The organism is Pseudomonas asplenii, from assembly GCF_001293465.1.
GTDB lineage: Bacteria > Pseudomonadota > Gammaproteobacteria > Pseudomonadales > Pseudomonadaceae > Aquipseudomonas > Aquipseudomonas fuscovaginae_B.
The window spans coordinates 1-24685 of the sequence record NZ_JSYZ01000007.1 but is presented as its reverse complement, the minus strand read 5'-3'; the positions used below and the strand labels follow the sequence as shown (position 1 = coordinate 24685).

Here is a 24685-nt window from a genome sequence, read left to right as displayed (position 1 = left end):
CTATGTTAGCTCCAGCACCCTCGGGTGGCTTGCGGGCTTGCGTTTCTTCAACTTCGAACGAGGCACTGGCATGCGGTTTTCACCCTTTGTCGAACGGATCAGTGGCCAGGGCGTCGCCGCCTGGGATATCCATCATGCGGCGTTCGAAGCCCAGCGCCGTGGCGAGGATGTGATCATCCTCAGTGTGGGCGACCCGGATTTCCCCACCCCCGATTTCATCACCGAGACGGCCATCGAGGCTCTGCGCGAAGGCGATACCCACTACACCGAGATCGCCGGCCGCCTGGCCTTGCGCGAGGCCATCGCCGCCCGCTACGGCCAGCGTTTCGATCGGCCGTTGCAGGCCGCGAACGTGATCACCGTGGCCGGGGCACAGAATGCGTTGTTCATCACCTCGCTGTGCCTGCTCAATGCCGGCGACGAGGTGATCGCCCTGGACCCGATGTACGTCACCTACGAGGCCACCCTCAAGGCCTCGGGTGCGACCCTGGTACGCGTGCCCTGTGCCGCGGACGCCGGGTTCAGGCTCGATGCCGCGTTGCTGGCCAAGGCGATTACCCCACGTACCCGGGCGATCTTCTTTTCCAATCCGAACAACCCCACCGGCGTGGTGCTTGGCCGAGAGCAATTGCAGGCGATCGCCGAGCTGGCCATCGCCCATGACCTGTGGGTGGTGGTGGACGAGGTCTACGAGAGCCTGGCCTTCGAGCGCGAGCATGTCAGTCTCGCGCTCTTGCCAGGCATGGCCGAACGCTGCGTGACCATCGGCAGCCTGTCCAAGTCCCACGCCATGACCGGTTGGCGCATCGGCTGGATCGTCGCCGACGCCACCCTGGTGAGCCACGCCGAGACCCTGGTGCTGAGCATGCTCTACGGCTTGCCCGGCTTCGTCATGGAGGCCGCGCTCAAGGCGGTGCAGGCCCATGACGAGGTGACCCAGGGCATGCGCGACATCTATCGCCGGCGCCGTGACCTGGTGGTACAGGAATTGTCCGGATGCCCGCGGCTCGCGGTGCTCAAGCCCGACGCCGGCATGTTCGTGCTGCTCGATGTGCGCCAGACCGGTCTCACCTCGCTGGAGTTCGCCTGGCGACTGTTGCGCGAAGCCGGGGTTTCGGTGCTCGACGCGGCGGCGTTCGGCGAGCCGGCACAGGGCTTCGTGCGCCTGTCCTTCACGCTTGGCGAGGAACGCCTGGCCGAGGCTTGCCGAAGGATTCGCGAATTCGTCGGGCGGCTGGCCGACGAGCCGGCCCGTCCGCTGATCGAGCCGGTGACGGTGCAGGGCACGGTGCAAGTGGAGGTGACCCGACCGATGATCGAAGTCGACCGCCTGCACAAGCGCTTCGGCAATATCGAGGTCCTCAAGGGCGTCTCGCTGACCGCCCGTGAAGGCGAGGTGATCTCGCTGATCGGCGCCAGCGGCTCGGGCAAGAGCACCTTGCTGCGCTGCATCAACCTGCTCGAAGTACCGGACCAGGGCCGCATCCTGGTGGATGGTGAAAGCCTCCGGCTCAACTATGACCGCCCCGGCGCGCCGCTGGTGGCCGATGCTCGGCAACTGGTGCGCATCCGTTCGACCCTGGGCATGGTGTTCCAGAACTTCAACCTCTGGCCCCATCGCACGGTGCTGGAGAACCTGATCGAAGCGCCGACCCAGGTCCTGCGCGAGAGCCGCGCCGAGGCCACCGAACGGGCCGAGGCGCTGCTCGAGCGCGTAGGACTGGCGGCCAAGCGCAACGAGTACCCGGCGTTTCTCTCCGGGGGCCAGCAACAACGGGTGGCCATCGCCCGGGCCCTGGCCATGCGGCCCAAGGTCATGCTGTTCGATGAACCCACCTCGGCCCTCGACCCGGAGCTGGTCGGCGAAGTGCTGCGGGTGATCCGCTCCCTCGCCGAAGAAGGCCGGACCATGATCCTGGTGACCCACGAGATGGCCTTCGCCCGCGATGTCTCTTCCCGGGTGGCTTTCCTGCACCAGGGGCTGATCGAGGAAACCGGTTCGCCGGATGAAGTGTTCGTACACCCACGCAGTGAGCGCTGCCGGCAGTTCGTCAACGCTCATCAAACTCGCTAACGCAACATAAGAAGACGGGGCAACATCATGGGATATCGACGTTTGGCAAACTGGTTGGCCGGTGCGGCCTGCATCCTCCTGGCCGGCATGAGTGCTGCACAGGCTCAGCCCATCCGCTTCGCGGTCGCGGCAGAACCCTATCCGCCGTACACCGAGAAGCAGGCCAACGGGGAGTGGAAGGGCTTCGAGGTCGACCTGATCCACAAGCTGTGCAGCGAAATGAAGGCCGAGTGCGAGATCAGGGAGGTGGCCTGGGACGGGATCATCCCGTCGCTGCTGGCGAAGAAGATCGACGTGATCTTCTCCTCGATGTCGGTGACCGAGGAACGGGAAAAGCAGATCGCCTTCAGCAAGGCCTACTACGACTCGGCGATCGCCATCGTCGGCCCGAAGGGGGCTTCGGTGAAGCAGTACCCGGATGATCTGAAGGGCAAGATCATCGGCGTGCAGAACTCCACCGTCAGCGCCAGCTACCTGAAGGCCTACTACGAGAAGATCGCCGAGGTGAAGTACTACGACACCCAGGACTCGGCCAACGCCGACCTGATCGCCGGGCGCATCGACCTGATGATGGCGGACGGCACGGCCATGACGGCCTTCGTCAAGACCCCCGACGCCAAGGACCTGGCCTACCTCGGCTCGGTGCCCTACGACCCGATCTTCGGTCGCGGTGTGGGCGCCGGGCTGCGCAAGGACGACACCGAACTCAAGGCCCGCCTGGACAAGGCCATCACGACCCTGCTGGCGAGCAGGGACTATGACGAACTCTCCCGGAGCTACTTCGGTACCAGCGTGAAACCGGCGTTCTGAACACCGTTCCCGGTACACCACCGCCCCTTGTAGGAGCAGGGCTTGCCCGCGAAGGCGTCCCCGGGATCGCTGAAAGGCTTCGCGGGCAAGCCCTGCTCCTACAGGACGGTGCCGATTTCAGAAACGGCGGTAGGTGCGAAGTTTGAGGTCAGTGACTGGAGAGTGAAATGCCAGCAATGTTCGAATTGATCGATTTCAGCGAGCAGGGATGGGGCAGTGCGCTGCTCAAGGGGCTCTGGATGACCCTGCAGATTTCCGCCGGGGCCTTCGTCGTCGGGCTGTTGATCGGCCTGCTGGTGGCCTGCCTGAAAGTCGGCGGGCCGCGGCCGGTGGCGGCGCTGATGCGCGGCTACACCACCCTGTTCCGCGCGGTGCCGGAGCTGTTGCTGATCCTGCTGCTGTACTACGTCGGTTCCATGCTGCTCAACTCGCTGCTGGCCCATTTCGGGCAGGCGGCGGTGAATGTCAGCGGGCCGCTGGCGGCGATCCTGGTGCTGGGGCTGGTGCAGGGCGCCTATGCCTCGGAGATCTTCCGCGCGGCGATCCAGGCGATTCCCTACGGCCAGATCGAGGCGGCCAGGGCCTATGGCCTGACCGGGCTGGCCCTGTTCCGGCGGGTGACGCTGCCGATCATGGCGCCCCATGCCCTGGCCGGCATGGCCAACCTGTGGATCAACCTGATCAAGGACAGTGCGCTGATCAGCGTGGTCGGCACCAACGAGCTGTTGTACACCGCCAAGCAGGGTGCGGGTTCGACGCGGCACTACCTGTTGTTCTACCTCACTGCCGCCGCGCTGTACTACGCGGTGACGCTGGTGTCCAACTACCTGTCGGGACGGCTCGAGCGGCGCATTCGTCGCTGGATGCCTTTGGCTGAGTGAACGCAATGATTCCAGCGTGGATATTCGAGTACACGGCACTGCTGGGGCGCGGCTTGCAGACCACCGTCGGCATCCTGCTGATTTCCAGCGTGCTGGGCTTCATCCTGGCCGTGCTGGTGGCCCTGGCGCGGTTGTCGAAGAACCGCCTGCTGGCCAGGGCCAGCCTGTTCTACACCAGCGTGCTGCGCGGCACGCCGCTGCTGATCCAGATCTACATCTTCTACTACGGCCTGGGCAGCCTGTTCGCGCAGTTCCCGCCGATTCGCGGCAGTTTTCTCTGGCCTTATCTGCGCGACGGCTACTGGTACATCGTCTTCGCCCTGGTGCTGTCGGTGGGCGCCTATGTCGGCGAGGTGATCCGCGGTGGGCTGCTGGCGGTACCCAAGGGCGAGATGGAGGCGGCTTCGGCCTTCGGCATGACGCCGCGCCAGGCACTGTTGCGGGTGCGTCTGCCACGGGCCCTGCGGTTGCTGCTGCCGACCCTGGCGGGGGAGACGGTGATGCTGCTCAAGTCCACGGCGCTGGCCTCGACCATCGCGGTGATCGACCTGCTGGGGGCTGCCAACGTGGTGCGCGCGCAGACCCTGCAGGTGTACCAGCCGCTGCTGCTGGTGGCCGGCGTCTATGTCTGTCTGACGTTCCTGATCGAGGCGCTGTTCGCCTTCGCCGAACGGCGCGGCACACCGCTGCGCAGGTCGGTGTGATGAGCCGGCCCCGGGGTGACGCCGGCCTGGTTGAGCCTGCCTCACGGGACGTCGTCGGTGTCGAATGCGCCGTTTCGCAACCCCTTTATCCAGCACCGGCAGATGTGCAGGCCGTTGGCGGGGCTGAAGGTCTCGGGGTTCAGGCACCACTCGAGCCAGAGTCCGTCGAGCATCGCCGATAGACCGATGGCGGCCAGGCGGGTGTCACGGATCACGAAGCCTTCGCTGTCGGCCAGGTCGTCGAGCAGGCGATGGATCAGGTCGAGGTAGGCGCCGTAGCTGCGTTCGTGGGACTGGCTGACGTGTTCGGAATGGCGGATCAGGCTCCAGAACACCACCCAGACGCCCAGCAGTTGCGGGTCCAGGACCCTGGGTGAGAAGGAACCGACCAGGAACGCCTCGAGTTTTTCCGCGGCGCTGCCGGCCTGGTTGACTTCGTCGAGCAGGCTGCTGGTCAGCTCGCTGGCGAGCTTGTGGTAGGTGTCGGCGATCAGGGCGTCGAGGGTGCCGAAGTGGTGATTGAGCAGGCCGACGGAGACCCCGGCCTCGCTGGCGATACGTCGCACCGAGATGCCGGCATGACCGTCCCGGGCCAGGCAGCGCAGGGTGGCGGCGATCAGCAGGTCGCGACGCTCGTCGGGTTCGGCACGGCGGAATTTGGGAGAGGCGGTTGGCACGCGATGTTCCTTTGTTCGAGAGAGCGGATGGGCGGGTGCCTCACGGCGGTCCGGCAAGCCGCTGCCAGAAGTATCCAGTGGGCACCGGATGTGCGGCGGGCGCGACCACTGCAGGAACGGGCTTGCCCGTGAAAGCTTAGTTGAACGAATGTTCAATTTCCACTGTCGACGGCAACGATTTTCAACCTTCAATGAAGGGAGGGCGAGGGCATGGCGCAGGATGTTTCGTTCAGTGTGCGCAACAACAACGGCGATCCGGTCCGGGTCGGCGCCTGGCGCTTCGGCGAGCCTGGCGACGGCCTGAAGGTGCACCTGCAGGCCGGGGTCCATGCCGATGAGATCGCCGGCATGCTGGTGCTGCACCTGCTGCTGCAACGCCTGGCCGGCGCCGAGGCCGCGGGCCGGCTCCGGGGCAGTGTGACCGTGGTGCCGCAGGCCAACCCGCTGGGCATCGGGCAGTTTCGCCAGGGACGGATCCTCGGGCGTTTTCACGAGGCCACCGGGCAGAACTTCAACCGCGGGTTCGACCAGTCGGCGGTGTTGGGGCGGTGCGCGACCAATGTCCAGGCATGGCAGCGCCAACTGGTGGAACTGGCGGCTCCGGCGGATGTGGTGCTGGACCTGCACACCGATGACGAGGCGCTGCCCTACCTCTACCTGCACCGCAGCTTCTGGCCTCGCGGCCGGACCCTGGCGGCCGCGATGAAGATGGACGTGGCAATCATCTGGGACGATGGCGGCGACGGTTCCTTCGAGGAAACCCTCATCGCCCCCTGGTTGCGGGCCGGCGAGACGGCCGGGCGCATGGCGGCGACCCTGGAGTTGCGCGGGCAGGGCGATGTCGCCGACCGTTTCGCCGAGCAGGATGCCGCCGGCCTGTATGCCTGGCTGTGTGCCCAGGGGGTGATCGCCGAGGACCTGGCGGTGGCTGACTGGCCGGTGGCGGCCATGGAAATGGGACACATGGAAACCATCCTGGCACCGTGCCCCGGCGTGCTGGTGTTTGAGCGGGAACTGGGCGAGCAGGTCGAGGAGGGCCAGCGGTTTGCGCGGATCATCGGTCGCCCGGGGGACCCGTCCTCGGAGGTGGTGCTGTATGCCGAGCAGGCCGGCCGCATGCTGACGCGCCATCGCGACCGGCTGGTGCCCCAGGGCATGGTGGTGGCGAAGTTCACCGGCAGTCGCCTGTCGCGCAACTGGGCCGGTGGTTTGCTGGACCCAAACTGAGCGGCGCGTTCAGACCGCCAGGCGCAGGTCGTACAGCTGGCCGCTGCGAGCCAGCAGGTTGGCGTGATGCCGCTCCAGCGCCAGGACCTCCTCGGCCAGGTTGTCCAGCAGCAGGCGGCCACGGGCGGTGAGTTCGCGGCTGCCGGTCAGCGTCGCCAGGGCCCGGCCCAGGCCGCGCAGGATGAACACCAGGTGGTGCTCGGCGCGCTGCATTTCGCTGGCCGGGCGCTGGCGCACGCGCTCCAGGTACTTGAGCCGCATGAGCTGGGCGAAGAACGCCTGGAAATATTCGGCCAGGCCACAGGGGCGGTTCGACCAGGGCAGGAAGTACAGGCGTTCCTCATCGGCCTGGGGATCGACGATCGGGCAGATCTCCTCGATGCAATACAGCAACTGGTGGGCGGTTTCGCGCACCAGTGACTCTTCGACCTCGAGCAGCGAGTGGTCCCTGGCCGAGAGCAGGATCGCGCCGCTGTAGCGCCTGGCCGAGCCGCTGCGCAAGTGACTGTCCGGCAGGTAGCAAATGAGCCGGACCAGGTGACGGAACTGCTCGTGACAGCCGGGCCAGGTCAGGGCGATGCGCGACAGCGCGACATTCACCACATCGCTGAAGAAATGGATGGAATAGCCAGTGTTCTCCAGGCGCTGGCGGGTCGCCTCGTCGCTCGGGAATTCGTAGCAGGGCGCGAGTTCGGCGGCGATCAGCGGGTCGATATCGAAGCGGCGCACGGGTGGGCGGTTGGCGTGCTGGTGCTCCGCGGCTGCCCGGGCGAGGCGCTGCAGCAGCTCCGGCAAGGCCCGCAGGCTCTCCAGCAGGACCCCGCGAGCCGATTGCAGGCCGTCGAGGACCTGGTAGGTCAGGCAGACGCAGCGGCGTGCCCAGATCTGGAAGGCCGGGTCATTGAGGGTTGCCCGTCGCTCGACGGCTGGCAGCAGGATCAGGCTGGCCGTGCTGGCGAAGAACCCGCCGAGTTCGGGCGTGGCGGGAAACAGGCGATAGGCTTCGGCATAGAGGGTGGCGAGGGTGGTGTAGCGGTCCTGGTCGATCTGGTCCAGCAGGCGACTGAAACGGTTGGGCGACGCGTCGGGCATGAAAGTATTGTGCTGGAACAGGTTGTCGAGTTCAGCCGGATGTTTTGGATGCATGCGGGATGGCCTCCTGGCACAAGTTTCCGTTTTTATCGTGAAAGTCCATTTGCTGGACTTGGCCTTATGACTTGCCTTTTTGATCTGTGGTTGCTGAAGCTTTGGATTCAAAGGGTTGTAGAGGGGGTTCGCTATTTGCCGGGTTTGAATATAACGGCTGGATTTCCATTTTCAATATTCTTTAGGTTTCTTTGGATTAAATGAGGTTTGTTGTTTTTATTCTGGTTATTCAGGTGTTTTCTTACATGTAGTTGGCTGGTGAGATAAGTCTGTAGGTCGGTTCGGTTCATGGCGTTTTCAGTGATTCGCTGGAGCGGGTTCCGCAGCCTGGGTGACGGCCTGGGAGCGATCCATGGCCGGCGAGCGACTGGCGGCTCTTGTCAGGAAAATCCCACAGGAGTACAAATGTACTCCATGACGAATCTGACTCCCCGCCGTTCCGCCATCCTGACCTTCATCCGCGAACGCATCGCGGACCACGGCCAGCCCCCGAGCCTCGCCGAGATCGCCGAGGCCTTTGGTTTCGCCTCGCGCAGTGTGGCGCGCAAGCACGTGGTGGCTCTGGCCGAGGCCGGCTTCATCGAGGTCAATGCCCATCAGGCGCGGGGCATCCGCCTGCTCAACCAGCCCGCACGTCCGGCCCTGCTGGAAATCCCGCTGCTGGGGCGGGTGGCGGCGGGGCGGCCGATCGATGTCGATGCGCAGGTTCACGAGCGCCTGTGGCTCGACCCGGCGCTGTTTTCCCGCACGCCGGACTTCCTGTTGCGGGTCCAGGGTGATTCGATGATTGGCGACGGCATCCTCGATGGCGACCTGGTGGCGGTGCGGCGCAATGTCGAGGTGCGCAACGGCCAGATCGTCGTCGCCCGACTCGATGGCGAAGTCACCATCAAGCGTTTCGAACGCAGTGCGACCGGTATCCGCCTGCTGGCCCGCAACCCGGCCTATGCCCCGATTGTCGTCGACCCTGAACACCAGGAACTGGCCATCGAAGGGGTGTTCTGCGGCCTGGTGAGGCAAGGCTGATGGGTGCCGTGGTCGCGCTCGATTCGCTGCTCGATGAGCGGCGGGTCTGGAAGGGCCGGCCGGCGGTACAGGCCGCCCGCCTGCCGTCGACCGGGCATGCCCGGCTGGATGCGGTGCTGCCCGGCGGTGGCTGGCCGGAGTCGGCGTTGACGGAGATCCTCATCGCCGGCGAGGGCGTGGGCGAGTTGCAACTGCTCTGGCCGACCCTGGCGCGCCTGTCGGCCAGCGGTGAGCGAGTCGTGCTGGTGGCGCCGCCCCATGTGCCTTACCCCCAGGCCTGGCTCGGCGCTGGCGTGGACCTGCGGCAGTTGTCGGTGATCCAGGCCGCTCCCCGTGATGCCCTATGGGCCGCCGAGCAGTGCCTGCGCTCCGGCAGTTGCGGTGCCGTGCTGTGCTGGCCGCAACAGGCCGATGACCGGGCGCTGCGGCGCTTGCAGGTGGCGGCGGAAAGTGGCCAGACCCTGGCATTCGCCTATCGCTCGCTGGAGGAGGCGATCAACCCGTCGCCCGCTTCCCTGCGGCTCGCCATCGATGGCAGGCCCGCGCAGTTGCGCGTGCTCAAGTGCCGGGGTGGGTTGGCCTATCCGGCACCGATCGCCTTCGGCGCGGGGCATTGAGGTTGGCATGCGCTGGGTCTGCATCGTATTCCCGCAATTGGCGCTGGACGGCGTGCTGCGGCGCATCCCCGAGCCCGACGCGCCACTGGCGCTGCTGAGCGGTTCGCCGCAACGGCGGGTGCTGCAGGCGGTGAACGCCTCGGCCCGGGCCCTGGGCCTGCGCCCCGGACAATCGCTGACGGCCGCCCATGCGCTGACCAAGGCGTTCGCCACGGCCGAATACGACCCTGCCGAGATCGAGCAGTGGCAGCAGTTGCTCGCCGCCTGGGCTTACGGCTTCAGTTCCCAGGTCAGCCTGCGTTATCCCCGGGCCCTGCTGTTCGAGATCGAGTCCAGCCTGGGCCTGTTCGGCCCCTGGCCGCAGTTGGAGGCGCGCCTGCGCAGGGAGTTGACCGAACTGGGTTTTCGTCACCGGATCGTGGTTGCGCCCCATCCGGCGGCGGCCAGGGTGTTGGCCAATGCCTACGATGGCCTGGCCCTGGCCGACGAGGCCGCCCTGCGACAGGCCCTGGGGCAGATGTCCATCGACCGGGTCGGGCTGGAGCAGGGCGCGGCCACGGCCTTGTCACGCATGGGCCTGCGCACCCTGCAGCAGGTGCTGGCGTTGCCCCGGCACAGCCTGGCCCGGCGCTTCGAGGCGTCGTTGCTCAAGCATATCGACACCCTGCTGGGCGAGCGGCCGCTGGCCCTGGCGTTCTACCAGCCGCCGGATCGTTTCGCCGCGCGGATCGAACTGAACTTCGACGTGACGTCCCACCAGGCCTTGCTGTTTCCTCTGCGGCGGTTGACCGGCGACCTGGCGGCGTTTCTCTGTGGCCGCGACAGCGGTGTGCAGCGCTTCGACCTGCTGCTGGAACATGCCGAAGGCGTCGACACGCGGATCAAGGTCGGTCTGCTCAGTGCCGAGCGTGACCCGGCGATGCTGTTCGAACTGGCCCGTGGGCGCCTGGAGCAGATCCAGGTCGAGTCGGCGGTGCGCGGTTTTCGTCTGGAGGCCGAGGACCTGCCGGCGTTCGTCCCCCAACACCGCGAGCTGTTCGACGAACGCCCGCAACAGTCCTTGCCCTGGGAGCAACTGCGCGAACGCCTGCGCGCCCGGCTGGGCGACGAGGCCGTGCAGGGCCTGTGCTTCCAGGCCGACCACCGTCCCGAATGCGCCTGGCAGCCGCTGGCCGCCAGTACGCCGGGCCCACTGTCCCAGGCCGGGCCGCTGCGTCCGGGCTGGTTGCTCAGGGAACCGCTGCCGCTGCCCGAGCAGGCGGCGCGGGTGTTGCTCGGGCCGGAACGCATCGAGTCGGGCTGGTGGGACGGCGCGGATGTGCGCCGTGACTACTATCGGGTCGAGATCCGTGGCGGCCGGCAGGGCTGGGCCTATCGTCCGGCAGGTGAGGGCGGCCCGCTGCTGCTGCAGGGCTGGTTCGCATGAGTGGCGAATACGCCGAATTGCATTGCCTGTCGAACTTCAGCTTCCAGCGCGGTGCTTCCAGTGCCCGGGAACTGTTCGAGCGGGCTCGTGAGCAGGGTTATCAAGCCCTGGCGATTACCGACGAGTGCACCCTGGCCGGTATCGTGCGTGCCTGGCAGGCAGCGCAGGACACCGGCTTGCCGCTGATCATCGGCAGCGAGATGCGGATCGCGAACGGCCCCCGTGTCGTCCTGCTGGTGGAGGACCTGGCGGGATACCAGGTGCTCTGCCGGTTGATCACCCAGGCCCGGCGGCGGGTGGAGAAGGGCCGATACCAGGTGCTGCGCGAGGATTTCGAACAGGCGCTGCCGGGGCTATTGGCCCTGTGGCTACCGGGCCCGGACCTGGCCGAGGCCGATGGGCGCTGGTTGCGCGAGCGTTTTCCCGAACGGCTGTGGCTGGCGGTGGAGCTGCATTGCGGCGAAGACGATGAAGGGCGCCTGACCCGCCTGCAGGCCCTGGCCGCGACACTGGCGATCCCTGCCGTGGCCAGCGGCGACGTGCATATGCATGTGCGTAGCCGCCGTGCCTTGCAGGACACCATGACCGCCATCCGCCTGCACGTGCGCGTGGCCGATGCCGGGCAGCAGTTGTATCCCAATGGCGAACGGCATTTGCGCAGCCTCGATGTCCTGCGCGGTCTCTATCCGCCAGCCTTGCTGGCCGAGAGCCTGGTGATTGCCCGGCGTTGCCGCTTTACCCTCGACCAGCTGAATTACCAGTATCCCCGCGAGCTGGTACCCGAGGGGCAGACTCCGGCTTCCTGGTTGCGCCACCTGACGGAGCAGGGGCTTCGCCGACGCTGGCCCGAGGGGATCAGCCAGCGGGTCCGGGACCTGATTGAAAAGGAACTGAAGCTGATCGCCGAACTGGACTACGACAGCTATTTCCTGACAGTGCAGGACATCGTCCAGTTTGCACGTAGCCAGGGCATCCTCTGCCAGGGTCGTGGCTCGGCGGCGAACTCGGTGGTCTGTTATGCCCTGGGGGTCACCGAACTGAACCCGGACCGCACCAACATGCTGTTCGAGCGCTTCCTGTCCCGCGAGCGCAACGAGCCGCCGGACATCGACGTCGACTTCGAGCACGAACGCCGCGAAGAGGTGCTGCAGTACGTCTTCCGTCGTTACGGCCGCGGGCGGGCGGCATTGACCGCGGTGGTCAGCACCTATCACGGCGCGGGGGCGGTGCGCGATGTGGCCAAGGCGCTGGGCCTGCCCGCGGACCAGGTCAATGCCCTGGCCGATGCCTGCGGCCGCTGGAGCGACGAGCCGCCGTCGGCCGAGCGGCTGCGGGAAAACGGCTTCGACCCCGACAGCCCGGTGTTGCGCCGGGTGCTGGGGTTGACCCGGCAACTGATCGGTTTTCCCCGGCACCTGTCGCAGCACCCGGGCGGCTTCGTGATTTCCGAGCAGCCGCTGGACACCCTGGTGCCGGTGGAAAACGCCAGCATGGCCGAGCGGACGATCATCCAGTGGGACAAGGACGACCTGGACAAGGTCGGGCTGCTCAAGGTCGATGTACTGGCCCTGGGCATGCTCAGCGCCTTGCGCCGCTGTTTCGACCTGGTGCAGCAGTATCGCGGCGGGCCGCGCTGGACCCTGGCGAGCATTCCGGCGGACGATGCGGCGACCTACGAAATGATCGGCCGGGCCGACACCATCGGTGTGTTCCAGATCGAGTCGCGGGCGCAGATGTCGATGCTGCCGCGGCTCAGGCCGAAGAACTTCTATGATCTGGTGATCGAGGTGGCGATTGTCCGTCCGGGGCCGATCCAGGGTGGCATGGTGCATCCGTACCTGCGTCGGCGACACGGCCATGAGCCCGAGACCTATCCGTCAGATGATCTCAAGGAAGTCCTGAAGCGGACCCGGGGCGTGCCGCTGTTCCAGGAGCAGGTGATGCAGATCGCGGTGGTCGCGGCAGGCTATACGCCCGGCGAGGCCGACCAGTTGCGCCGCTCCATGGCGGCCTGGAAACGCCACGGTGGGCTTGAACCCCATCGTCAGCGACTGGCCGATGGTATGGCGGCGCGTGGCTACAAGCCGGAGTTCGCCGCGCAGATCTTCGAGCAGATCAAGGGCTTTGGCAGCTACGGTTTTCCCGAGTCCCATGCCGCCAGTTTTGCCCTGCTGACCTATGCCAGTTGCTGGCTCAAGTGCCATGAGCCGGCGGCGTTCGCCTGTGCGCTGATCAACAGTTGGCCGATGGGCTTCTACAGTCCGGACCAGATCCTCCAGGATGCCCGGCGTCACCGCTTGCGGATTCGTCCGGTGGATGTCCGCGCCAGTACCTGGGATTGCAGCCTGGAGCCGGACGAGGGGCCGCAGCCGGCGCTGCGCCTGGGGCTGCGGATGATCCGCGGCTTTCGCGAGGAGGATGCGCGGCAGATCGAGGCGGCCAGGCAGGGCAGGGGCTTTGCGGATATTGCCGACCTGATCGAGCGGGCGCGGCTCGATGGCCGGACCCGTGAGCTGCTGGCGGATGCCGGCGCCCTGCGTGGCCTGGCGGGCAATCGTTACCGGGCCCGCTGGGAGGTAGCCGGGGTCGACCCGCAACTGGGCCTGTTCGCCGGCTTGTCACGGGAGGCCGAGACCGCCGTGGCCCTGCCGCGGCCAAGTGTCGGCGAGGACCTGCAGGCCGACTATGCCAGCCTGGGCACGACCCTCGGACCGCATCCGCTGGCCTTGCTGCGTGGGCAACTGCGTGCCTTGCGCTGCCGCAGTTCGCGGGAACTGCTGGCGCTCGAACATGGGCGGCCGGTGAGCATCGTTGGCCTGGTGACCGGCCGCCAGCGTCCGGGTACGGCCAGCGGCGTGACTTTCGTCACCCTGGAAGACGAGTTCGGCAACACCAACGTGGTGGTCTGGCGCGACCTGGCCGAACGCCAGCGACAGGTGCTGGTGGGTTCGCAATTGCTGAGGGTGGATGGGCGCCTGGAAACCGAGGGCGAGGTGCGCAATGTGATTGCCGGGCGCCTGAGCGACCTGAGTCCGATGCTGGCGGACATCACCGTGCGCAGCCGGGATTTCCGCTGATCTTTCTGGCCTTGTGCGACCCTCTCTGCGGGCAGGGCTTGCCCGCGGACAGCCCCCCGGAGTCGACGCCTCAATCCTCCGCCTTGACCGTCGCCACATCGTCGGCCTTGACCCGCACCTTCTTTCCGGAGATGTCCCGGAACTCATAGAACCCATCGGCACCGTGGGTCTTCGGCATGTCCCTGGTCAGGTACTGGGTGCCGTTCTGCAAGGTCACGACCGTGGGCGTCGAGCAGCCGCCCAGGGCCAGCAGGGCTGCCGTCAACAGTGACAGGCTCAGGGTTCTCGCTTTCATGGGTATCTCCAGACTCACGGGTTGATGATCATCCGTATCGCAAATTGCCGGCTCAGACAGGGTGAGCGGACCCGCAGGCTGTGCCTATAATCGGCTCGAACGTTGTTCCCAGTCGCCAGCCGGAAGCCTTTCATGACCGATCTTTCGTCGTTCGCCATCACGCAAAAATGGCCCGCTCAACATCCAGACCGCCTCCAGCTGTATTCGTTGCCGACCCCCAACGGCGTCAAGGTGTCGATCCTGCTCGAAGAGCTGGGCCTGCCCTACGAGCCGCACCTGGTCAGCTTCGCCACCAACGACCAGTTGACCCCGCAGTTCATGTCGTTGAACCCCAACAACAAGATCCCTGCCATTATCGACCCGGATGGCCCGGGCGGCCAGCCGTTGCCGCTGTTCGAGTCCGGGGCGATCCTGGTCTATCTCGCCGAGAAGACCGGTCGTTTCCTCTCCGTGGACCCGGCCACCCGCTATGAAACCCTCCAGTGGCTGATGTTCCAGATGGGCGGAATCGGCCCGATGTTCGGCCAGCTCGGCTTCTTCAACAAATTCGCCGGCAAGGACTACGAGGACAAGCGGCCACGCGACCGTTATGTCGCCGAAAGCAGGCGCCTGCTGGGGGTGCTCAACCAGCGCCTGGAGAACCGCCGCTGGATCATGGGCGACGACTACAGCATCGCCGATATCGCCACCTTCCCATGGATTCGCAACCTGATCGGCTTCTACGAGGCCGGCGAGCTGGTGGGCATCCAGGACTTCCCCCACGTCACCCGCGCGCTGGAGGCGTTCCTCGCCCGGCCGGCGGTGATCAAGGGGCTGACCATTCCGGGTTGAGTCGACTGTGCGAAGCCTGGCCGGTCAGCCCAGGCGTTCGGCAAGCAAGGGCAGCAATTGCTCGCAGGAGGCTGCGAATTTGTAGTCCAGCAGTTCATCGGCGCGGGTCTTGCCCAGGTTGATGGCAATCAGCGGCTTGCCGCGTTCGGCCACGCGCTTGCACAGGCGAAAGGCCGAATAGGCCATCAGCGACGAGCCGACCACCAGCAGCCCCGCCGCCTGCTCGGCGCAGGCCAGGGCGCGGCTGGCGGTCGCCGGGGCGACGTTTTCGCCGAAGAACACCACATCCGGTTTCAGCCGCTCGCCCTGGCAGTGGGGGCAGCGGGGGACCTGGAAGTCCGACTCGAAATGGGCATCGAGCAGGGTGTCGCCATCGGGCGCCTGGTCCGCCTCGATCTCCAGCAGATAGGCGTTCTGTGTTTCCAGCGCGTGCTGCACGGCATCGCGCTCCAGGCGGATGCCGCAATCCAGGCACAACACCTTGTGCAGGCTGCCATGCAGCTCGATCACGTCATGGCTGCCGGCCTGGTCGTGCAGGGTATCGACATTCTGCGTGATCAGGCCGCTCAGGTGCTGGCCTGCCTGCAGGCTGGCCAGCGCCCGGTGGGCGGCATTCGGCCGTGCCTGGCGCACCCGTGGCCAGCCGAGCATGGCCCGGGCCCAGTAGCGACGGCGGGCCTGGGGCGAACCGAGAAACTCCTGGATCATCATCGGCGCCTTGCCCCGGCGTACGCCGGCGCTGTCGCGGTAGTCGGGGATGCCGGAGGAGGTGCTGATGCCGGCACCGGTCAGCACCAGAAAGGGTTGCCCGGCCATCAGGGGCAGCAGGGTTTCCAGGGCGCTGTCGACTTGCGGGTCGGGCATGAGGTCATCTCCGGTGGGCGAAAGGCGGGCGGCAAACCAAGCATAGTCGCAGGGTTTCCCGGGGAACAAGCTTGCCCTTGCGCACTGGTCGCGGCGCGTAGGATAGTGCCTTCAGTGAACGGATGCTTGAGGTTCAGCCCCATGGTGTACAGCATTCGCCTGGCCCGTGACGAGGATGCCGAAGCCATCAGCCAGGTGATCATCCAGGCTCTGCGTGAGAGCAATGCCGCGGATTATCCGGCAGCGGTGATCGACCGCGTCGAACAGCGCTTCGGCCCGCAGGATGTGCGCAGCCTGCTGGGCATTCGGAGCATGCTGGTGGCCCAGCAGGGAGAGCGGATCATCGGCACCGCCAGCCTCGATGGCGAGGTGGTGCGCAGCGTGTTCGTGGCGCCGCGGGCCCAGGGCTCTGGCGTCGGCCGGGCCCTGTTGGCCGAGGTGGTCCGGCTGGCCCGGGAGGCGGGTGTCGGGTGGTTGAAGGTGCCCTCGACGGTGACCGCCGAAGGCTTTTACGCACGGCTGGGGTTCGAGGCTGTGCGTGATGTCTGGCACGGCGAGGAACGCACCATCGTCATGCAACTGCGGCTGGTCGCCTGAGCGCCTCAATCGTCGCGGGTCAGCACTTCCAGCAGTTCGATCTCGAACGTCAGGTCGGCACCGGGCGCCACCCGCGAGCCCATGCCGCGCTCGCCATAGGCCAGGTGCGCCGGCACGAACAGCCGGCGCTTGCCGCCGACCTTCATGCCCATCAGGCCGATATCCCAGCCCTTGATCACCCGGCCGGTGCCGATCACGCACTGGAACGGCTTGCCGCGGCTGTAGGAAGAATCGAATTCGCTGCCATCGGCGAGTGTGCCGCGGTACTGGGTGGTGATCAGCGCGCCCTTGACCACAGCCTTGCCGTCGCCTTCGAGCTGGTCGGTGACCTGCAGTTCTGTCTGTGTCATGACGTCTCCAGGGGGGCTACCCCATGAATGATTTCCAGCTCGGCGCGCCGAGGGCGTGGTGGATGTCGAGCAGGGCGAATTCGCCGAGCAGGCGGGGCGTGGCGGTCCGTTCGGATCAACACAAGCAACATGCGGGAGAGGCGCCTGTTATTGCGGGTGAAAAACAGCGTGCAGGTATAGCAAAATCGACTCTCTCGAACAAGAAGAGTGACGGGCGTCGACGGGCTGTCTTTACGCGGCGCTTGCCGGCGGCCGGCGTGACCTCGGTCGAGGGTCGAGGCACATTGCCACTAAACCGCTATGGCGCACCTTGAGCATGGATTAAGATAGCCACTGGCTATTAACCTTTTGCGTGCCCATGTTCAAGTTGACTGGTTTTCAGGGATGAGCGAGTGGATCGAGGCGTTTGTCGCGGTGTCGATGGTTGCCCTGATCGTCGTGTTCTGGTGGCGCGGGCGCCAGGCTCGTCGGGAGCTGGCTGAGTGCCGGACGCTCTTGCACCGGTTGAGCGAGTGCAGCCGGCGTGGCGAGACCGGTGACGATGCCGAGCGTTTCCGGCGCAGCCAGTATTTCGCCCGGATCGGCACCTGGGACTGGGATGTCGATACCGAGAAACTCTACTGGTCGGAAGCCATCTACGGCATGTTCGGCTACAAGGTCGACGAAGTGGTGCCGTCCTACGAACTGTTTTGCGCCAGCGTGCACCCCGATGACCGGGACAGGGTACGTGCCGGCGAGTTGCGCTGCATCGAGACCGGTGAGAACCACGATGAGGAATACCGGGTGATCTGGCCGGATGGCAGTATCCACTGGCTGCGCGAGACCGGTAACGTGGTGAAGAACGTCCACGATTCGGTGGTCAAGATGATGGGTGTGGTCCGCGACATCACCGAGGAAAAGGCCTGGGCCAGCCAATTGCATACCCTGGCCCACAACGATGCCCTGACCGGGCTGCCCAATCGCCTGGTACTGGAGGAACGGCTGTGCCGGGCCCTGGAGCGTGCCCGTGATGGCGGAACGCGGGTGATCCTGGTGTTTCTCGACCTGAACGGCTTCAAGGAAATCAACGATGCCCATGGTCACGCCGCCGGCGACCAGATCCTGATCGCCACCGCGAACCGCCTGAAGAACCTGATGCGGGTCTCCGATACCGTGGCGCGCATCGGCGGCGACGAGTTCGTGCTGATTTTCGAGGGGTTGGCGCAACAGGGGATTGGCCTGTCGGAAGAGATTCATCGCCTGTGTGGGAAGGTGCTGATCGAGCTGTCGGTACCGATCAGCCTCGACGAACAGCCGATTCGTATCGGTTCCAGCCTGGGCGTGGCGGTTTTCCCCGATCATGCCGTGAGCATGGACACCCTGATCCACATCGCCGACCTGGCGATGTACGACGCCAAGCGCAGTGGCAACAACCAGTATCGCCTGGGCCGATCGGCCGTGCTGGCGGCCGGTATCGACTGAATATCCGCACGTCGTGGGAACCACGCATAAACGCATGTAGGACATGCACATCGTCCAGGCTGCGATTTCCTGTCCGAATAGAGTATTGTGGTGGTCTGCGCAAAAAAGTCATAAACCCGGGGTATCCGGGCAGTTATCAGATTGAGGGTGTCATGGGTCAGGAAAGCATCAACTGGGACAAGCTGGGTTTCGACTACATCAAGACCGACAAGCGCTACCTGTCTTACTTCCGCAAGGGGGAGTGGGACAATGGCGTGTTGACCGAAGACAACGTCCTGCACATCAGCGAAGGCTCGACCGCGCTGCATTACGGCCAGCAGTGCTTCGAGGGCCTGAAGGCCTACCGTTGCAAGGATGGTTCGATCAACCTGTTCCGGCCTGACCAGAACGCCGCACGCATGCAGCGCAGCTGTGCCCGCCTGCTGATGCCGGCGCCGTCGACCGAAGCCTTCGTCGAGGCCTGCCGCCAGGTCGTCAAGGCCAACGAGCGTTTCATTCCGCCGTACGGCACTGGCGGTGCGCTGTACCTGCGTCCGTTCGTGATCGGCGTGGGTGACAACATCGGCGTGCGTACCGCGCCGGAGTTCATCTTCTCGATCTTCTGCATCCCGGTCGGCCCGTACTTCAAGGGCGGCATGAAGCCGCACAACTTCGTGATCTCCAGCTACGACCGCGCAGCTCCCCAGGGCACCGGTGCAGCCAAGGTCGGCGGCAACTACGCGGCCAGCCTGCTGCCGGGCTCCGAAGCCAAGAAAAATGGCTTCGCCGACAGCATCTACCTGGATCCGCTGACCCATTCGAAGATCGAGGAAGTGGGTTCGGCCAACTTCTTCGGCATCACCGCCAACAACGAGTTCGTCACGCCGAAGTCGCCTTCGGTACTGCCGGGTATCACCCGTCTGTCGCTGATCGAGCTGGCCGAATCGCGCCTGGGCCTGAAAGTGATGGAAGGCGATGTGCTGATCGACAAGATCGGCGACTTCACCGAAGCCGGTGCCTGCGGTACCGCCGCGGTGATCACGCCGATCGGCGGCATCGAGTACCAGGGCAAGCTGCACGTGTTCCACAGCGAAACCGAGGTCGGCCCGGTGACCCAGCGCCTGTACAAGGAACTGACCGGCGTGCAGACCGGTGACATCGAGGCGCCAGCCGGTTGGATCGTCAAGGTCTGATCGACTACTGAGCCCGGCTGTCTGAAAGCCCGGGGCGAGTGATCGCCTCGGGCTTTTCTGTTTTTGCGACGTGCTGAACGGGCCTTTTGCCGGGTGGCGCTTGCATGTGGCGTGATCTCGGAATACTGTATGGATAATCAGTATTCGAGTATGTCCCATGCAACTCATCGCCAAGCTCGGCATTCTCGCCGACGCCGCCAAATACGATGCCTCGTGCGCCAGCAGCGGCGCGCCCAAGCGCAGTTCCCGTGGCCGTGAGGGGCTCGGTGCCACCGACGGCATGGGCATCTGCCATAGTTTCACCCCGGACGGCCGCTGCGTCTCGCTGCTCAAGGTGCTGCTGACCAACTTCTGCCTCTACGATTGCCAGTATTGCGTCAACCGCCGTTCCAGCAATGTGCCGCGGGCACGGTTCACGCCGGAGGAGGTGGTGCGCCTGACCCTCGATTTCTACCGGCGCAACTGCATCAGCGGGCTGTTCCTCAGTTCCGGCATCATCCGCTCGGCCGACTACACCATGGAGCAACTGATCCGGGTGGCGCGGCTGTTGCGCGAGGAGCACCAGTTCCGTGGCTACATCCACCTCAAGACCATTCCCGACGCCGACCCGCTGCTGATCGAGGAGGCCGGGCGCCTGGCGGACCGCCTGAGCGTGAACATCGAGCTACCCACCGAGGCCAGCCTCAAGCGCCTGGCGCCGGAGAAGCGGGTGACCACCATCCGCCAGGCCATGGGGACCATCCACCTCGGCCAGCAGGCGGTGGCGGGCGAGGCCAGGGCGCCGCGTTTCACCCCGGCCGGGCAGAGCACCCAGGTGATCGTCGGCGCCGATGCCACGGACGACCGCACCATCCTGCGCAACGCCGAATCGCTCTACCAGGGCTATGGCCTCAGGCGCGTCTACTACTCGGCGTTCAGCCCGATCCCCGACAGCCCCGACAGCGTACCGCTGGCTGCGCCCCCCTTGCTGCGTGAACACCGCCTGTACCAGGCCGACTTCCTGATGCGCGGCTACGGCTACAAGGCGGGCGAACTGCTGGAGCAGTCGAGCAACCTGGCGCTGGACATCGACCCCAAGCTCGCCTGGGCGCTGGCCAACCGCGAGGTCTTTCCGCTGGACGTGAACCGTGCCGAACCGGCGTTGCTGGCACGCATTCCGGGGATCGGCCTGCGCAGCGTGCAGCGCATGGTCGCGCTGCGGCGGGAGCGGCGCATTCGCTACGACGACCTGATCCAGCTGCGTTGCGTGCTGGACAAGGCCCGGCCGTTCATCGTCACCAGCGACTATCGGCCGTCCCAGGCGGAAGCCTGCAGCGGCCTGCTGCGCAGTCGCTTGCGCGAGCCCCAGGCACCCCTGCAGATGGGGTTGTGGGGATGATCGCGCTGGACTGTGACGATGATTTCGCGACCTGGCGTGACCAGGCGCGGGTGCTGCTCGGTCATGGTATCGACCCGGTCGACGTGACCTGGAGCCAGGGGCCGGTGGCCGACCTGCTGGCCGGATCCACCCCGTTGCCCACGGGCCCGGGGGTGTTCTGTGCGCGGGTGCCGGCGGCCTTGCTGGCGCAACTCGAACAGGCCGCCCGCTACCGTGGCGAGCAGCGCTGGAATCTGCTCTATGAGGTGCTTTGGCGGGTCGCCCATGGCGACCGCACCGCCATGCTCGCCGGCGACCGCCTGGGCAGCGAGTTGCAACGACGGATCCGCCAGGTTGGTCGCGAGGCCCATCACCTGCATGCCTTCGTGCGCTTCGTGCCGCTGCCCGAGGCCCTGGCCGAGCGACTGCAACTGGACCTGGTGGCCTTTCATGAGCCGGCCCATGACATTCTCGCCAGTGCCAGCGGGCATTTCGCCGAACGACTGGGCCGGCAGCGCTGGCTGATCGCGACGCCGCGTGATGGCATCCGTTTCGATGGCGAAACCCTCGACTACCGGCGCCACTGCCCCGAGCAGTGGCGCCAATGGGCCCGGCATGCCGATGATCCCGGTGCTGAATTGTGGCTGACCTACTACCGGCACATTTTCAACCCGGCCCGGGTCAATCCCGATGCGATGCGCCAGCACATGCCGGGGCGTTTCTGGCGGCATCTGCCGGAAGGGCCGCTGATTCCCCGGCTGGTGGGGCAGGCGCGACAGGGCAAGCAGCGCGACGGGCAGGCGCAGGAGGTGGGGTTGCAGGAGGGCAAGCGGATTGCGGGCCGCAAGGGCTCGCCAGGCCATGGCCTGGCAAGCTGAGGCAAACCGGTTTGGCTGAGCCCGATCAGTCGAGGTGAGTGAACAGATAGTCTTCCGGCAGGCGCGACTTCGGCAAGCTGGCATTGAAGTCGCTGTCGCTGCGATAGCCCAGGCAGACCAGTACCACGCAGGTGAGGCCTTGTGCATGCAGGTTCAGTTCGGCATCCACCGCCTTGGCATCGAAGCCTTCCATCGGCGTGGCATCGATACCCAGCGCGGCGGCACCGAGCAGCAGAGTGCCAAGGGCCAGGTAGGTCTGCTTCTCCATCCAGTGCTGCAGGTCTTTCTGCTCATAGCGGTGCAGGTCGACGAAGCCCGAGCGGATCTGTTGCTGGCCGCTTTTGGCGGTATCGCTGGCGAAGCGTCCGTCGGCCTGTTCCTGCTGCAGCACCTTCTCCAGGTGGCTGTCGCTCATGCCGGTGCGGGTACACAGGGCGATCACGTGGGAGGCATTCAGGATCTTCGGTTCGTTGTAGGCGAAGCGTCCCTCGGCGCCCTTGGCCAGGCGCGCCTTGCCCTCGGCGGTGGAGGCCACGATGAAGTGCGAAGGTTGCGAGTTGACCGATGAAGGGGCGTTGCGCAGCAGGGTCAGCAGTTCGTCGATGGCGGCCTGGGGAATGCGTTTCGAGGCGTCGAAGGCCTTGGTGGTGTAACGCTGGGCGGTGATGTGCGCGAGGTTCATCAGGAACTCCATGGAAGCGGGATGAGGGATTGGCGCTGATTCTGATCTTCGTGCTCGGAGAGATAAAGGGGTAAGATCGGTTAGCTCTTTCACTCCGGGTGTGAAAATGATCCGATTCGATGACCTGGCGCTTTTCGTTCGCTCCGCCGCCCTGGGCAGCTTCTCCAATGCCGCCCGCGAGGTGGACCTGCTGCCTGGCCAGGTCAGCGCGGCGATCCAGCGCCTGGAACGTGAGCTGGACATCTGCCTGTTCGCCCGCTCGACCCGCAGCCTGCGCCTGACCGCCGAAGGCGAGCGCTACCTGCCGTATGCGCGCGGTGTGCTGGAGACCCTGCGCGAGGGGCGCGAGCAACTGCATGTCGAGTGCCTGGAGTTGCAGGGTACCCTGCAGATGGCGGTTTCCTCCGACCTCGGGCGCAACCTGCTGTCACCCTGGCTGATCGAGTTTCGCCGCCTGCATCCGCGGTTGATTCTGCGCCTGTCCGTCTCCGACCAGATTTCCGACGTCTTCCGTGATCCCGTCGATGTCGCGATCCGTTACGGTCAACTCGAGGATGCGAGTTTCGTCGCCTTGCCCCTGGCGGAAAATCGCCGGGTGCTGGTGGCGGCCCCGTCCTACCTGAAAGCCCACGGGCGCCCGCGCAGCCTCGATGAGCTGGCCGGACACAATTGCCTCTGCTACGTGCTGCAAGGTCGCTACTACGACAAATGGGCGTTCTACAAGGACGGCCAGCGTCGGGACGTCTCGGTGACGGGCACGCTGTTCAGTGACGATGCCGATGTGGTGCGGCACTGGGCGCTGGCGGGTGAGGGCATCATCTACAAGGCCTGGCTGGAAGTACGCGCCGACATCGCGGCCGGGCGCCTGGAACTGTTGCTGCCCGAATATCATGGCGAGAACACCCGGCTGCAGTTGGTGTGTCCTCATCGTCGGCAGATTTCCGCCTCGGTGCAGGCCCTGTATCAGTTTCTCCAGGGAAAATTCCGTGAGTTGGATCGGCAGGGACCGATGCTGCCGCCCTGAAAACGGGTAGTGCCGGCAATGAAAAAGCGGGAAGATGACGGGCAAGTGTTTCCCTGATTCACCGCTTCATCCGAACCAGAACGCAATCCCTTGAAAATCATAAGCTTGCGAAATGTGTCGAATACGGGAAATTGGCGCCGGTGAACTTGCTTCAAGGGGAGGGGATGTATATATTCGTGCCCTTGTCGCACCGGTGTCGAGAGGCCTTGAGCTGCTCCTGCTCCGCATGAGCCACCGTGTCGACCGCTTCACCGCGCTGCCGCCCGAATGGCGAAATTGGTAGACGCATGGGACTTAAAATCCCCCGTTCGTAAGGACGTGCCGGTTCGACCCCGGCTTCGGGCACCATTTGACATTCCATAGAAAGCTTGCAGGATCTCTGGAAGCCTTGAAAAACCTGCCTTCTGGCGGGTTTTTTCGTTTTTTACGGTCCATCGGATTCCAGACTCATTCACGGAAATCCAGTCGTTTTAGGGGTACAACAGCCAGTTCGATAAAGGGGGTGTACCCTTATGTCGCGTACAACTGTTCCGCTTTCTGATGATCGTGTCCCGAGAAGTGGTGTAACTGAACCAACCGAAGGCGCCCTGCGGGCGAAAGAGGATGGTCATCGTGGTTCTTGGCTAACGTTGAGTTTGCGAAGACCTAACGAACACTAGGGAAACCACGATGCCCAAGCCCACTATCGCATTGACCGAGTTGGTTGAGAAAGGGGCAGATGCTGATCTGCTCAGGCAAATGATCCAGTTCGTTGCCTAGCGCATGATGGAGTTCGATGTCGAAGGCCTGTGCAACGCCGGCTTCGACGTCAAAAGCCCTGACCGGACAAACAGCCGCAACGGCTACCGTGATCGCCTCTGGCAAACCCGCACCGGTGATGTTGATCTGAAGATTCCCAAGCTGCGCCAAGGCAGCTATTTCCCAGGCTTCCTGGAGCCACGGCGCACTGCCGAAAAGGCCATGGTAGCGGTCATTCAGGAGGCTTACATCCAAGGCGTCTCGACGCGTTCGGTCGATGAACTGGTCAAGGCCATGGGCATGACCGGCATCTCCAAGAGCCAGGTGTCACGGCTGGCTGGCGAGATCGACGAACGCGTCCACGCCTTTCTCGACCGCCCCCTCGAAGGCGACTGGCCCTACCTCTGGATCGACGCGACCTACGTCAAAGTGCGGGAGGCCGGGCGTATCGTTTCGGTCGCCGTCATAATCGCCGTGGCCGTGAACACCAATGGCGGGCGTGAAATCCTGGGCATGCGGGTCGGTCCATCGGAGGCAGAGCCGTTCTGGACGGACTTCCTGCGCAGCCTGATGCGACGGGGCCTGCGGGACGTAAGGCTGGTGATCTCCGATGCCCACGAAGGCCTCAAGGCCGCCGTTTCCAAGGTTTTCCACACCACCTGGCAGCGCTGCCGCGTGCACTTCATGCGCAACGCCATGGCCCATGTCGGCAAGATCCTGGTCACCACGTTATGCTGACCCTCTGTATCTGTCACCGCCAATGTAAAACTG

Annotated in this window: 22 protein-coding genes, 1 tRNA gene and 1 pseudogene; 18 read left to right on the top strand and 6 right to left on the bottom strand. The window is 65.2% G+C overall.

Features of this window, described 5'->3' with window-relative positions; translation table 11 throughout:
• The first annotated feature begins 70 nt into the window (after window positions 1–70).
• The 4 genes from PF66_RS33665 (at window position 71) to PF66_RS09850 (ending at window position 4469) form a co-directional block, all read left to right on the top strand.
• On the top strand, window positions 71–2074 hold the full coding sequence (locus PF66_RS33665) for an aminotransferase class I/II-fold pyridoxal phosphate-dependent enzyme (RefSeq protein ID WP_054060976.1): 2004 nt from the start codon (window positions 71–73) through the stop codon (window positions 2072–2074).
• 27 nt (window positions 2075–2101) lie between these two features.
• Entirely contained in the window at window positions 2102–2884 is a 783-nt protein-coding gene (locus PF66_RS09860) for a transporter substrate-binding domain-containing protein (protein ID WP_054060975.1), read from the top strand.
• Window positions 2885–3051: 167 nt separating this feature from the next.
• Entirely contained in the window at window positions 3052–3765 is a 714-nt protein-coding gene (locus tag PF66_RS09855; protein WP_054062564.1) for an ABC transporter permease, read from the top strand.
• Between the two features lie 5 nt (window positions 3766–3770).
• Window positions 3771–4469, top strand: a complete 699-nt coding sequence (locus PF66_RS09850) for an ABC transporter permease (protein ID WP_054060973.1) — start codon at window positions 3771–3773, stop codon at window positions 4467–4469.
• A 41-nt stretch (window positions 4470–4510) separates the two neighbouring features.
• Here PF66_RS09850 and PF66_RS09845 read toward each other — a convergent pair whose 3' ends face one another.
• Entirely contained in the window at window positions 4511–5146 is a 636-nt protein-coding gene (locus PF66_RS09845) for a TetR/AcrR family transcriptional regulator (RefSeq protein WP_054060972.1), read from the bottom strand.
• Window positions 5147–5356: 210 nt separating this feature from the next.
• Between PF66_RS09845 and PF66_RS09840 the strand changes: the two genes are divergently transcribed.
• Window positions 5357–6373 carry a succinylglutamate desuccinylase/aspartoacylase domain-containing protein gene (locus PF66_RS09840; RefSeq protein ID WP_054062563.1) on the top strand — a complete coding sequence of 339 codons (1017 nt, stop codon included), beginning with the start codon at window positions 5357–5359 and terminating at the stop codon, window positions 6371–6373.
• Window positions 6374–6382: 9 nt separating this feature from the next.
• Here PF66_RS09840 and PF66_RS09835 read toward each other — a convergent pair whose 3' ends face one another.
• On the bottom strand, window positions 6383–7519 hold the full coding sequence (locus tag PF66_RS09835; protein ID WP_054062562.1) for an aKG-HExxH-type peptide beta-hydroxylase: 1137 nt from the start codon (window positions 7517–7519) through the stop codon (window positions 6383–6385).
• Between the two features lie 405 nt (window positions 7520–7924).
• Here PF66_RS09835 and lexA point away from each other — a divergent pair, with 405 nt between their 5' ends.
• The 4 genes from lexA to PF66_RS09815 are packed head-to-tail and all read left to right on the top strand — an operon-like array spanning window position 7925 to window position 13665.
• Complete coding sequence (gene lexA, locus PF66_RS09830) at window positions 7925–8545, top strand: transcriptional repressor LexA (protein WP_054062561.1); 621 nt, start codon at window positions 7925–7927, stop codon at window positions 8543–8545.
• A complete protein-coding gene (imuA, locus tag PF66_RS09825; RefSeq protein ID WP_054062560.1) occupies window positions 8545–9162 on the top strand; it encodes a translesion DNA synthesis-associated protein ImuA in 618 nt (205 codons plus the stop codon). Before lexA ends, imuA begins: the two co-directional genes overlap by 1 nt.
• A gap of 7 nt (window positions 9163–9169) precedes the next feature.
• Window positions 9170–10588, top strand: a complete 1419-nt coding sequence (locus PF66_RS09820; RefSeq protein ID WP_054062559.1) for a Y-family DNA polymerase — start codon at window positions 9170–9172, stop codon at window positions 10586–10588.
• On the top strand, window positions 10585–13665 hold the full coding sequence (locus PF66_RS09815; protein WP_054062558.1) for an error-prone DNA polymerase: 3081 nt from the start codon (window positions 10585–10587) through the stop codon (window positions 13663–13665). Before PF66_RS09820 ends, PF66_RS09815 begins: the two co-directional genes overlap by 4 nt.
• 70 nt (window positions 13666–13735) lie before the next feature.
• On the opposite strand, the gene PF66_RS09810 is transcribed toward PF66_RS09815, so the two are convergent.
• The gene (locus tag PF66_RS09810; protein ID WP_054061542.1) at window positions 13736–13960 is read right to left on the bottom strand and encodes a YgdI/YgdR family lipoprotein; all 225 of its coding nucleotides are present in this window, start codon (window positions 13958–13960) and stop codon (window positions 13736–13738) included.
• A gap of 132 nt (window positions 13961–14092) precedes the next feature.
• Between PF66_RS09810 and PF66_RS09805 the strand changes: the two genes are divergently transcribed.
• Window positions 14093–14791: a glutathione S-transferase N-terminal domain-containing protein gene (locus PF66_RS09805; RefSeq protein WP_054061541.1), complete on the top strand. Its 699-nt coding sequence runs from the start codon at window positions 14093–14095 to the stop codon at window positions 14789–14791.
• A 24-nt stretch (window positions 14792–14815) separates the two neighbouring features.
• Here the strand turns inward: PF66_RS09805 and PF66_RS09800 are convergent, their stop codons facing one another.
• Window positions 14816–15655, bottom strand: coding sequence for an NAD-dependent protein deacetylase (locus PF66_RS09800; protein WP_054062557.1), 840 nt, complete (start codon window positions 15653–15655; stop codon window positions 14816–14818).
• A gap of 141 nt (window positions 15656–15796) precedes the next feature.
• Here PF66_RS09800 and PF66_RS09795 point away from each other — a divergent pair, with 141 nt between their 5' ends.
• Window positions 15797–16252 carry a GNAT family N-acetyltransferase gene (locus PF66_RS09795; protein WP_054057944.1) on the top strand — a complete coding sequence of 152 codons (456 nt, stop codon included), beginning with the start codon at window positions 15797–15799 and terminating at the stop codon, window positions 16250–16252.
• A gap of 5 nt (window positions 16253–16257) precedes the next feature.
• Here PF66_RS09795 and PF66_RS09790 read toward each other — a convergent pair whose 3' ends face one another.
• The gene (locus tag PF66_RS09790) at window positions 16258–16602 is read right to left on the bottom strand and encodes an FKBP-type peptidyl-prolyl cis-trans isomerase (RefSeq protein WP_054057945.1); all 345 of its coding nucleotides are present in this window, start codon (window positions 16600–16602) and stop codon (window positions 16258–16260) included.
• Between the two features lie 384 nt (window positions 16603–16986).
• On the opposite strand from PF66_RS09790, the gene PF66_RS09785 reads away from it, so the two are divergent.
• The 4 genes from PF66_RS09785 (at window position 16987) to PF66_RS09770 (ending at window position 21470) form a co-directional block, all read left to right on the top strand.
• Window positions 16987–18063: a sensor domain-containing diguanylate cyclase gene (locus PF66_RS09785; RefSeq protein ID WP_054057946.1), complete on the top strand. Its 1077-nt coding sequence runs from the start codon at window positions 16987–16989 to the stop codon at window positions 18061–18063.
• A gap of 152 nt (window positions 18064–18215) precedes the next feature.
• A complete protein-coding gene (locus tag PF66_RS09780) occupies window positions 18216–19235 on the top strand; it encodes a branched-chain amino acid aminotransferase (RefSeq protein WP_054062556.1) in 1020 nt (339 codons plus the stop codon).
• 157 nt (window positions 19236–19392) lie between these two features.
• Complete coding sequence (locus PF66_RS09775) at window positions 19393–20613, top strand: putative DNA modification/repair radical SAM protein (protein ID WP_054057948.1); 1221 nt, start codon at window positions 19393–19395, stop codon at window positions 20611–20613.
• Window positions 20610–21470, top strand: coding sequence for a TIGR03915 family putative DNA repair protein (locus PF66_RS09770; protein WP_054057949.1), 861 nt, complete (start codon window positions 20610–20612; stop codon window positions 21468–21470). Before PF66_RS09775 ends, PF66_RS09770 begins: the two co-directional genes overlap by 4 nt.
• A 25-nt stretch (window positions 21471–21495) precedes the next feature.
• Here the strand turns inward: PF66_RS09770 and PF66_RS09765 are convergent, their stop codons facing one another.
• Entirely contained in the window at window positions 21496–22152 is a 657-nt protein-coding gene (locus tag PF66_RS09765) for an oxygen-insensitive NAD(P)H-dependent nitroreductase NfsB (RefSeq protein ID WP_054057950.1), read from the bottom strand.
• A gap of 106 nt (window positions 22153–22258) precedes the next feature.
• Between PF66_RS09765 and PF66_RS09760 the strand changes: the two genes are divergently transcribed.
• From PF66_RS09760 to PF66_RS09750, 3 genes and pseudogenes are all read left to right on the top strand, one after another.
• Window positions 22259–23176 carry a LysR family transcriptional regulator gene (locus PF66_RS09760; RefSeq protein WP_054057951.1) on the top strand — a complete coding sequence of 306 codons (918 nt, stop codon included), beginning with the start codon at window positions 22259–22261 and terminating at the stop codon, window positions 23174–23176.
• A 261-nt stretch (window positions 23177–23437) separates the two neighbouring features.
• A tRNA-Leu gene (locus tag PF66_RS09755) sits at window positions 23438–23524 on the top strand.
• A 321-nt stretch (window positions 23525–23845) separates the two neighbouring features.
• Window positions 23846–24628 (top strand): annotated as a pseudogene (locus tag PF66_RS09750) (IS256 family transposase); the annotation flags it as partial.
• Window positions 24629–24685 lie beyond the last annotated feature (57 nt).

What these genes read in the sequence shown, in the direction of transcription:
- PF66_RS33665 (WP_054060976.1), top strand. Translation starts at nt 71, where the DNA reads ATGCGGTTTTCACCCTTTGTCGAACGGATCAGTGGCCAGGGCGTCGCC.
- PF66_RS09860 (WP_054060975.1), top strand. Translation starts at nt 2,102, where the DNA reads ATGGGATATCGACGTTTGGCAAACTGGTTGGCCGGTGCGGCCTGCATC.
- PF66_RS09855 (WP_054062564.1), top strand. Translation starts at nt 3,052, where the DNA reads ATGCCAGCAATGTTCGAATTGATCGATTTCAGCGAGCAGGGATGGGGC.
- PF66_RS09850 (WP_054060973.1), top strand. Translation starts at nt 3,771, where the DNA reads ATGATTCCAGCGTGGATATTCGAGTACACGGCACTGCTGGGGCGCGGC.
- PF66_RS09840 (WP_054062563.1), top strand. Translation starts at nt 5,357, where the DNA reads ATGGCGCAGGATGTTTCGTTCAGTGTGCGCAACAACAACGGCGATCCG.
- PF66_RS09835 (WP_054062562.1), bottom strand. Translation starts at nt 7,519, where the DNA reads ATGCATCCAAAACATCCGGCTGAACTCGACAACCTGTTCCAGCACAAT.
- lexA (WP_054062561.1), top strand. Translation starts at nt 7,925, where the DNA reads ATGTACTCCATGACGAATCTGACTCCCCGCCGTTCCGCCATCCTGACC.
- imuA (WP_054062560.1), top strand. Translation starts at nt 8,545, where the DNA reads ATGGGTGCCGTGGTCGCGCTCGATTCGCTGCTCGATGAGCGGCGGGTC.
- PF66_RS09820 (WP_054062559.1), top strand. Translation starts at nt 9,170, where the DNA reads ATGCGCTGGGTCTGCATCGTATTCCCGCAATTGGCGCTGGACGGCGTG.
- PF66_RS09815 (WP_054062558.1), top strand. Translation starts at nt 10,585, where the DNA reads ATGAGTGGCGAATACGCCGAATTGCATTGCCTGTCGAACTTCAGCTTC.
- PF66_RS09810 (WP_054061542.1), bottom strand. Translation starts at nt 13,960, where the DNA reads ATGAAAGCGAGAACCCTGAGCCTGTCACTGTTGACGGCAGCCCTGCTG.
- PF66_RS09805 (WP_054061541.1), top strand. Translation starts at nt 14,093, where the DNA reads ATGACCGATCTTTCGTCGTTCGCCATCACGCAAAAATGGCCCGCTCAA.
- PF66_RS09800 (WP_054062557.1), bottom strand. Translation starts at nt 15,655, where the DNA reads ATGCCCGACCCGCAAGTCGACAGCGCCCTGGAAACCCTGCTGCCCCTG.
- PF66_RS09795 (WP_054057944.1), top strand. Translation starts at nt 15,797, where the DNA reads ATGGTGTACAGCATTCGCCTGGCCCGTGACGAGGATGCCGAAGCCATC.
- PF66_RS09790 (WP_054057945.1), bottom strand. Translation starts at nt 16,602, where the DNA reads ATGACACAGACAGAACTGCAGGTCACCGACCAGCTCGAAGGCGACGGC.
- PF66_RS09785 (WP_054057946.1), top strand. Translation starts at nt 16,987, where the DNA reads ATGAGCGAGTGGATCGAGGCGTTTGTCGCGGTGTCGATGGTTGCCCTG.
- PF66_RS09780 (WP_054062556.1), top strand. Translation starts at nt 18,216, where the DNA reads ATGGGTCAGGAAAGCATCAACTGGGACAAGCTGGGTTTCGACTACATC.
- PF66_RS09775 (WP_054057948.1), top strand. Translation starts at nt 19,393, where the DNA reads ATGCAACTCATCGCCAAGCTCGGCATTCTCGCCGACGCCGCCAAATAC.
- PF66_RS09770 (WP_054057949.1), top strand. Translation starts at nt 20,610, where the DNA reads ATGATCGCGCTGGACTGTGACGATGATTTCGCGACCTGGCGTGACCAG.
- PF66_RS09765 (WP_054057950.1), bottom strand. Translation starts at nt 22,152, where the DNA reads ATGAACCTCGCGCACATCACCGCCCAGCGTTACACCACCAAGGCCTTC.
- PF66_RS09760 (WP_054057951.1), top strand. Translation starts at nt 22,259, where the DNA reads ATGATCCGATTCGATGACCTGGCGCTTTTCGTTCGCTCCGCCGCCCTG.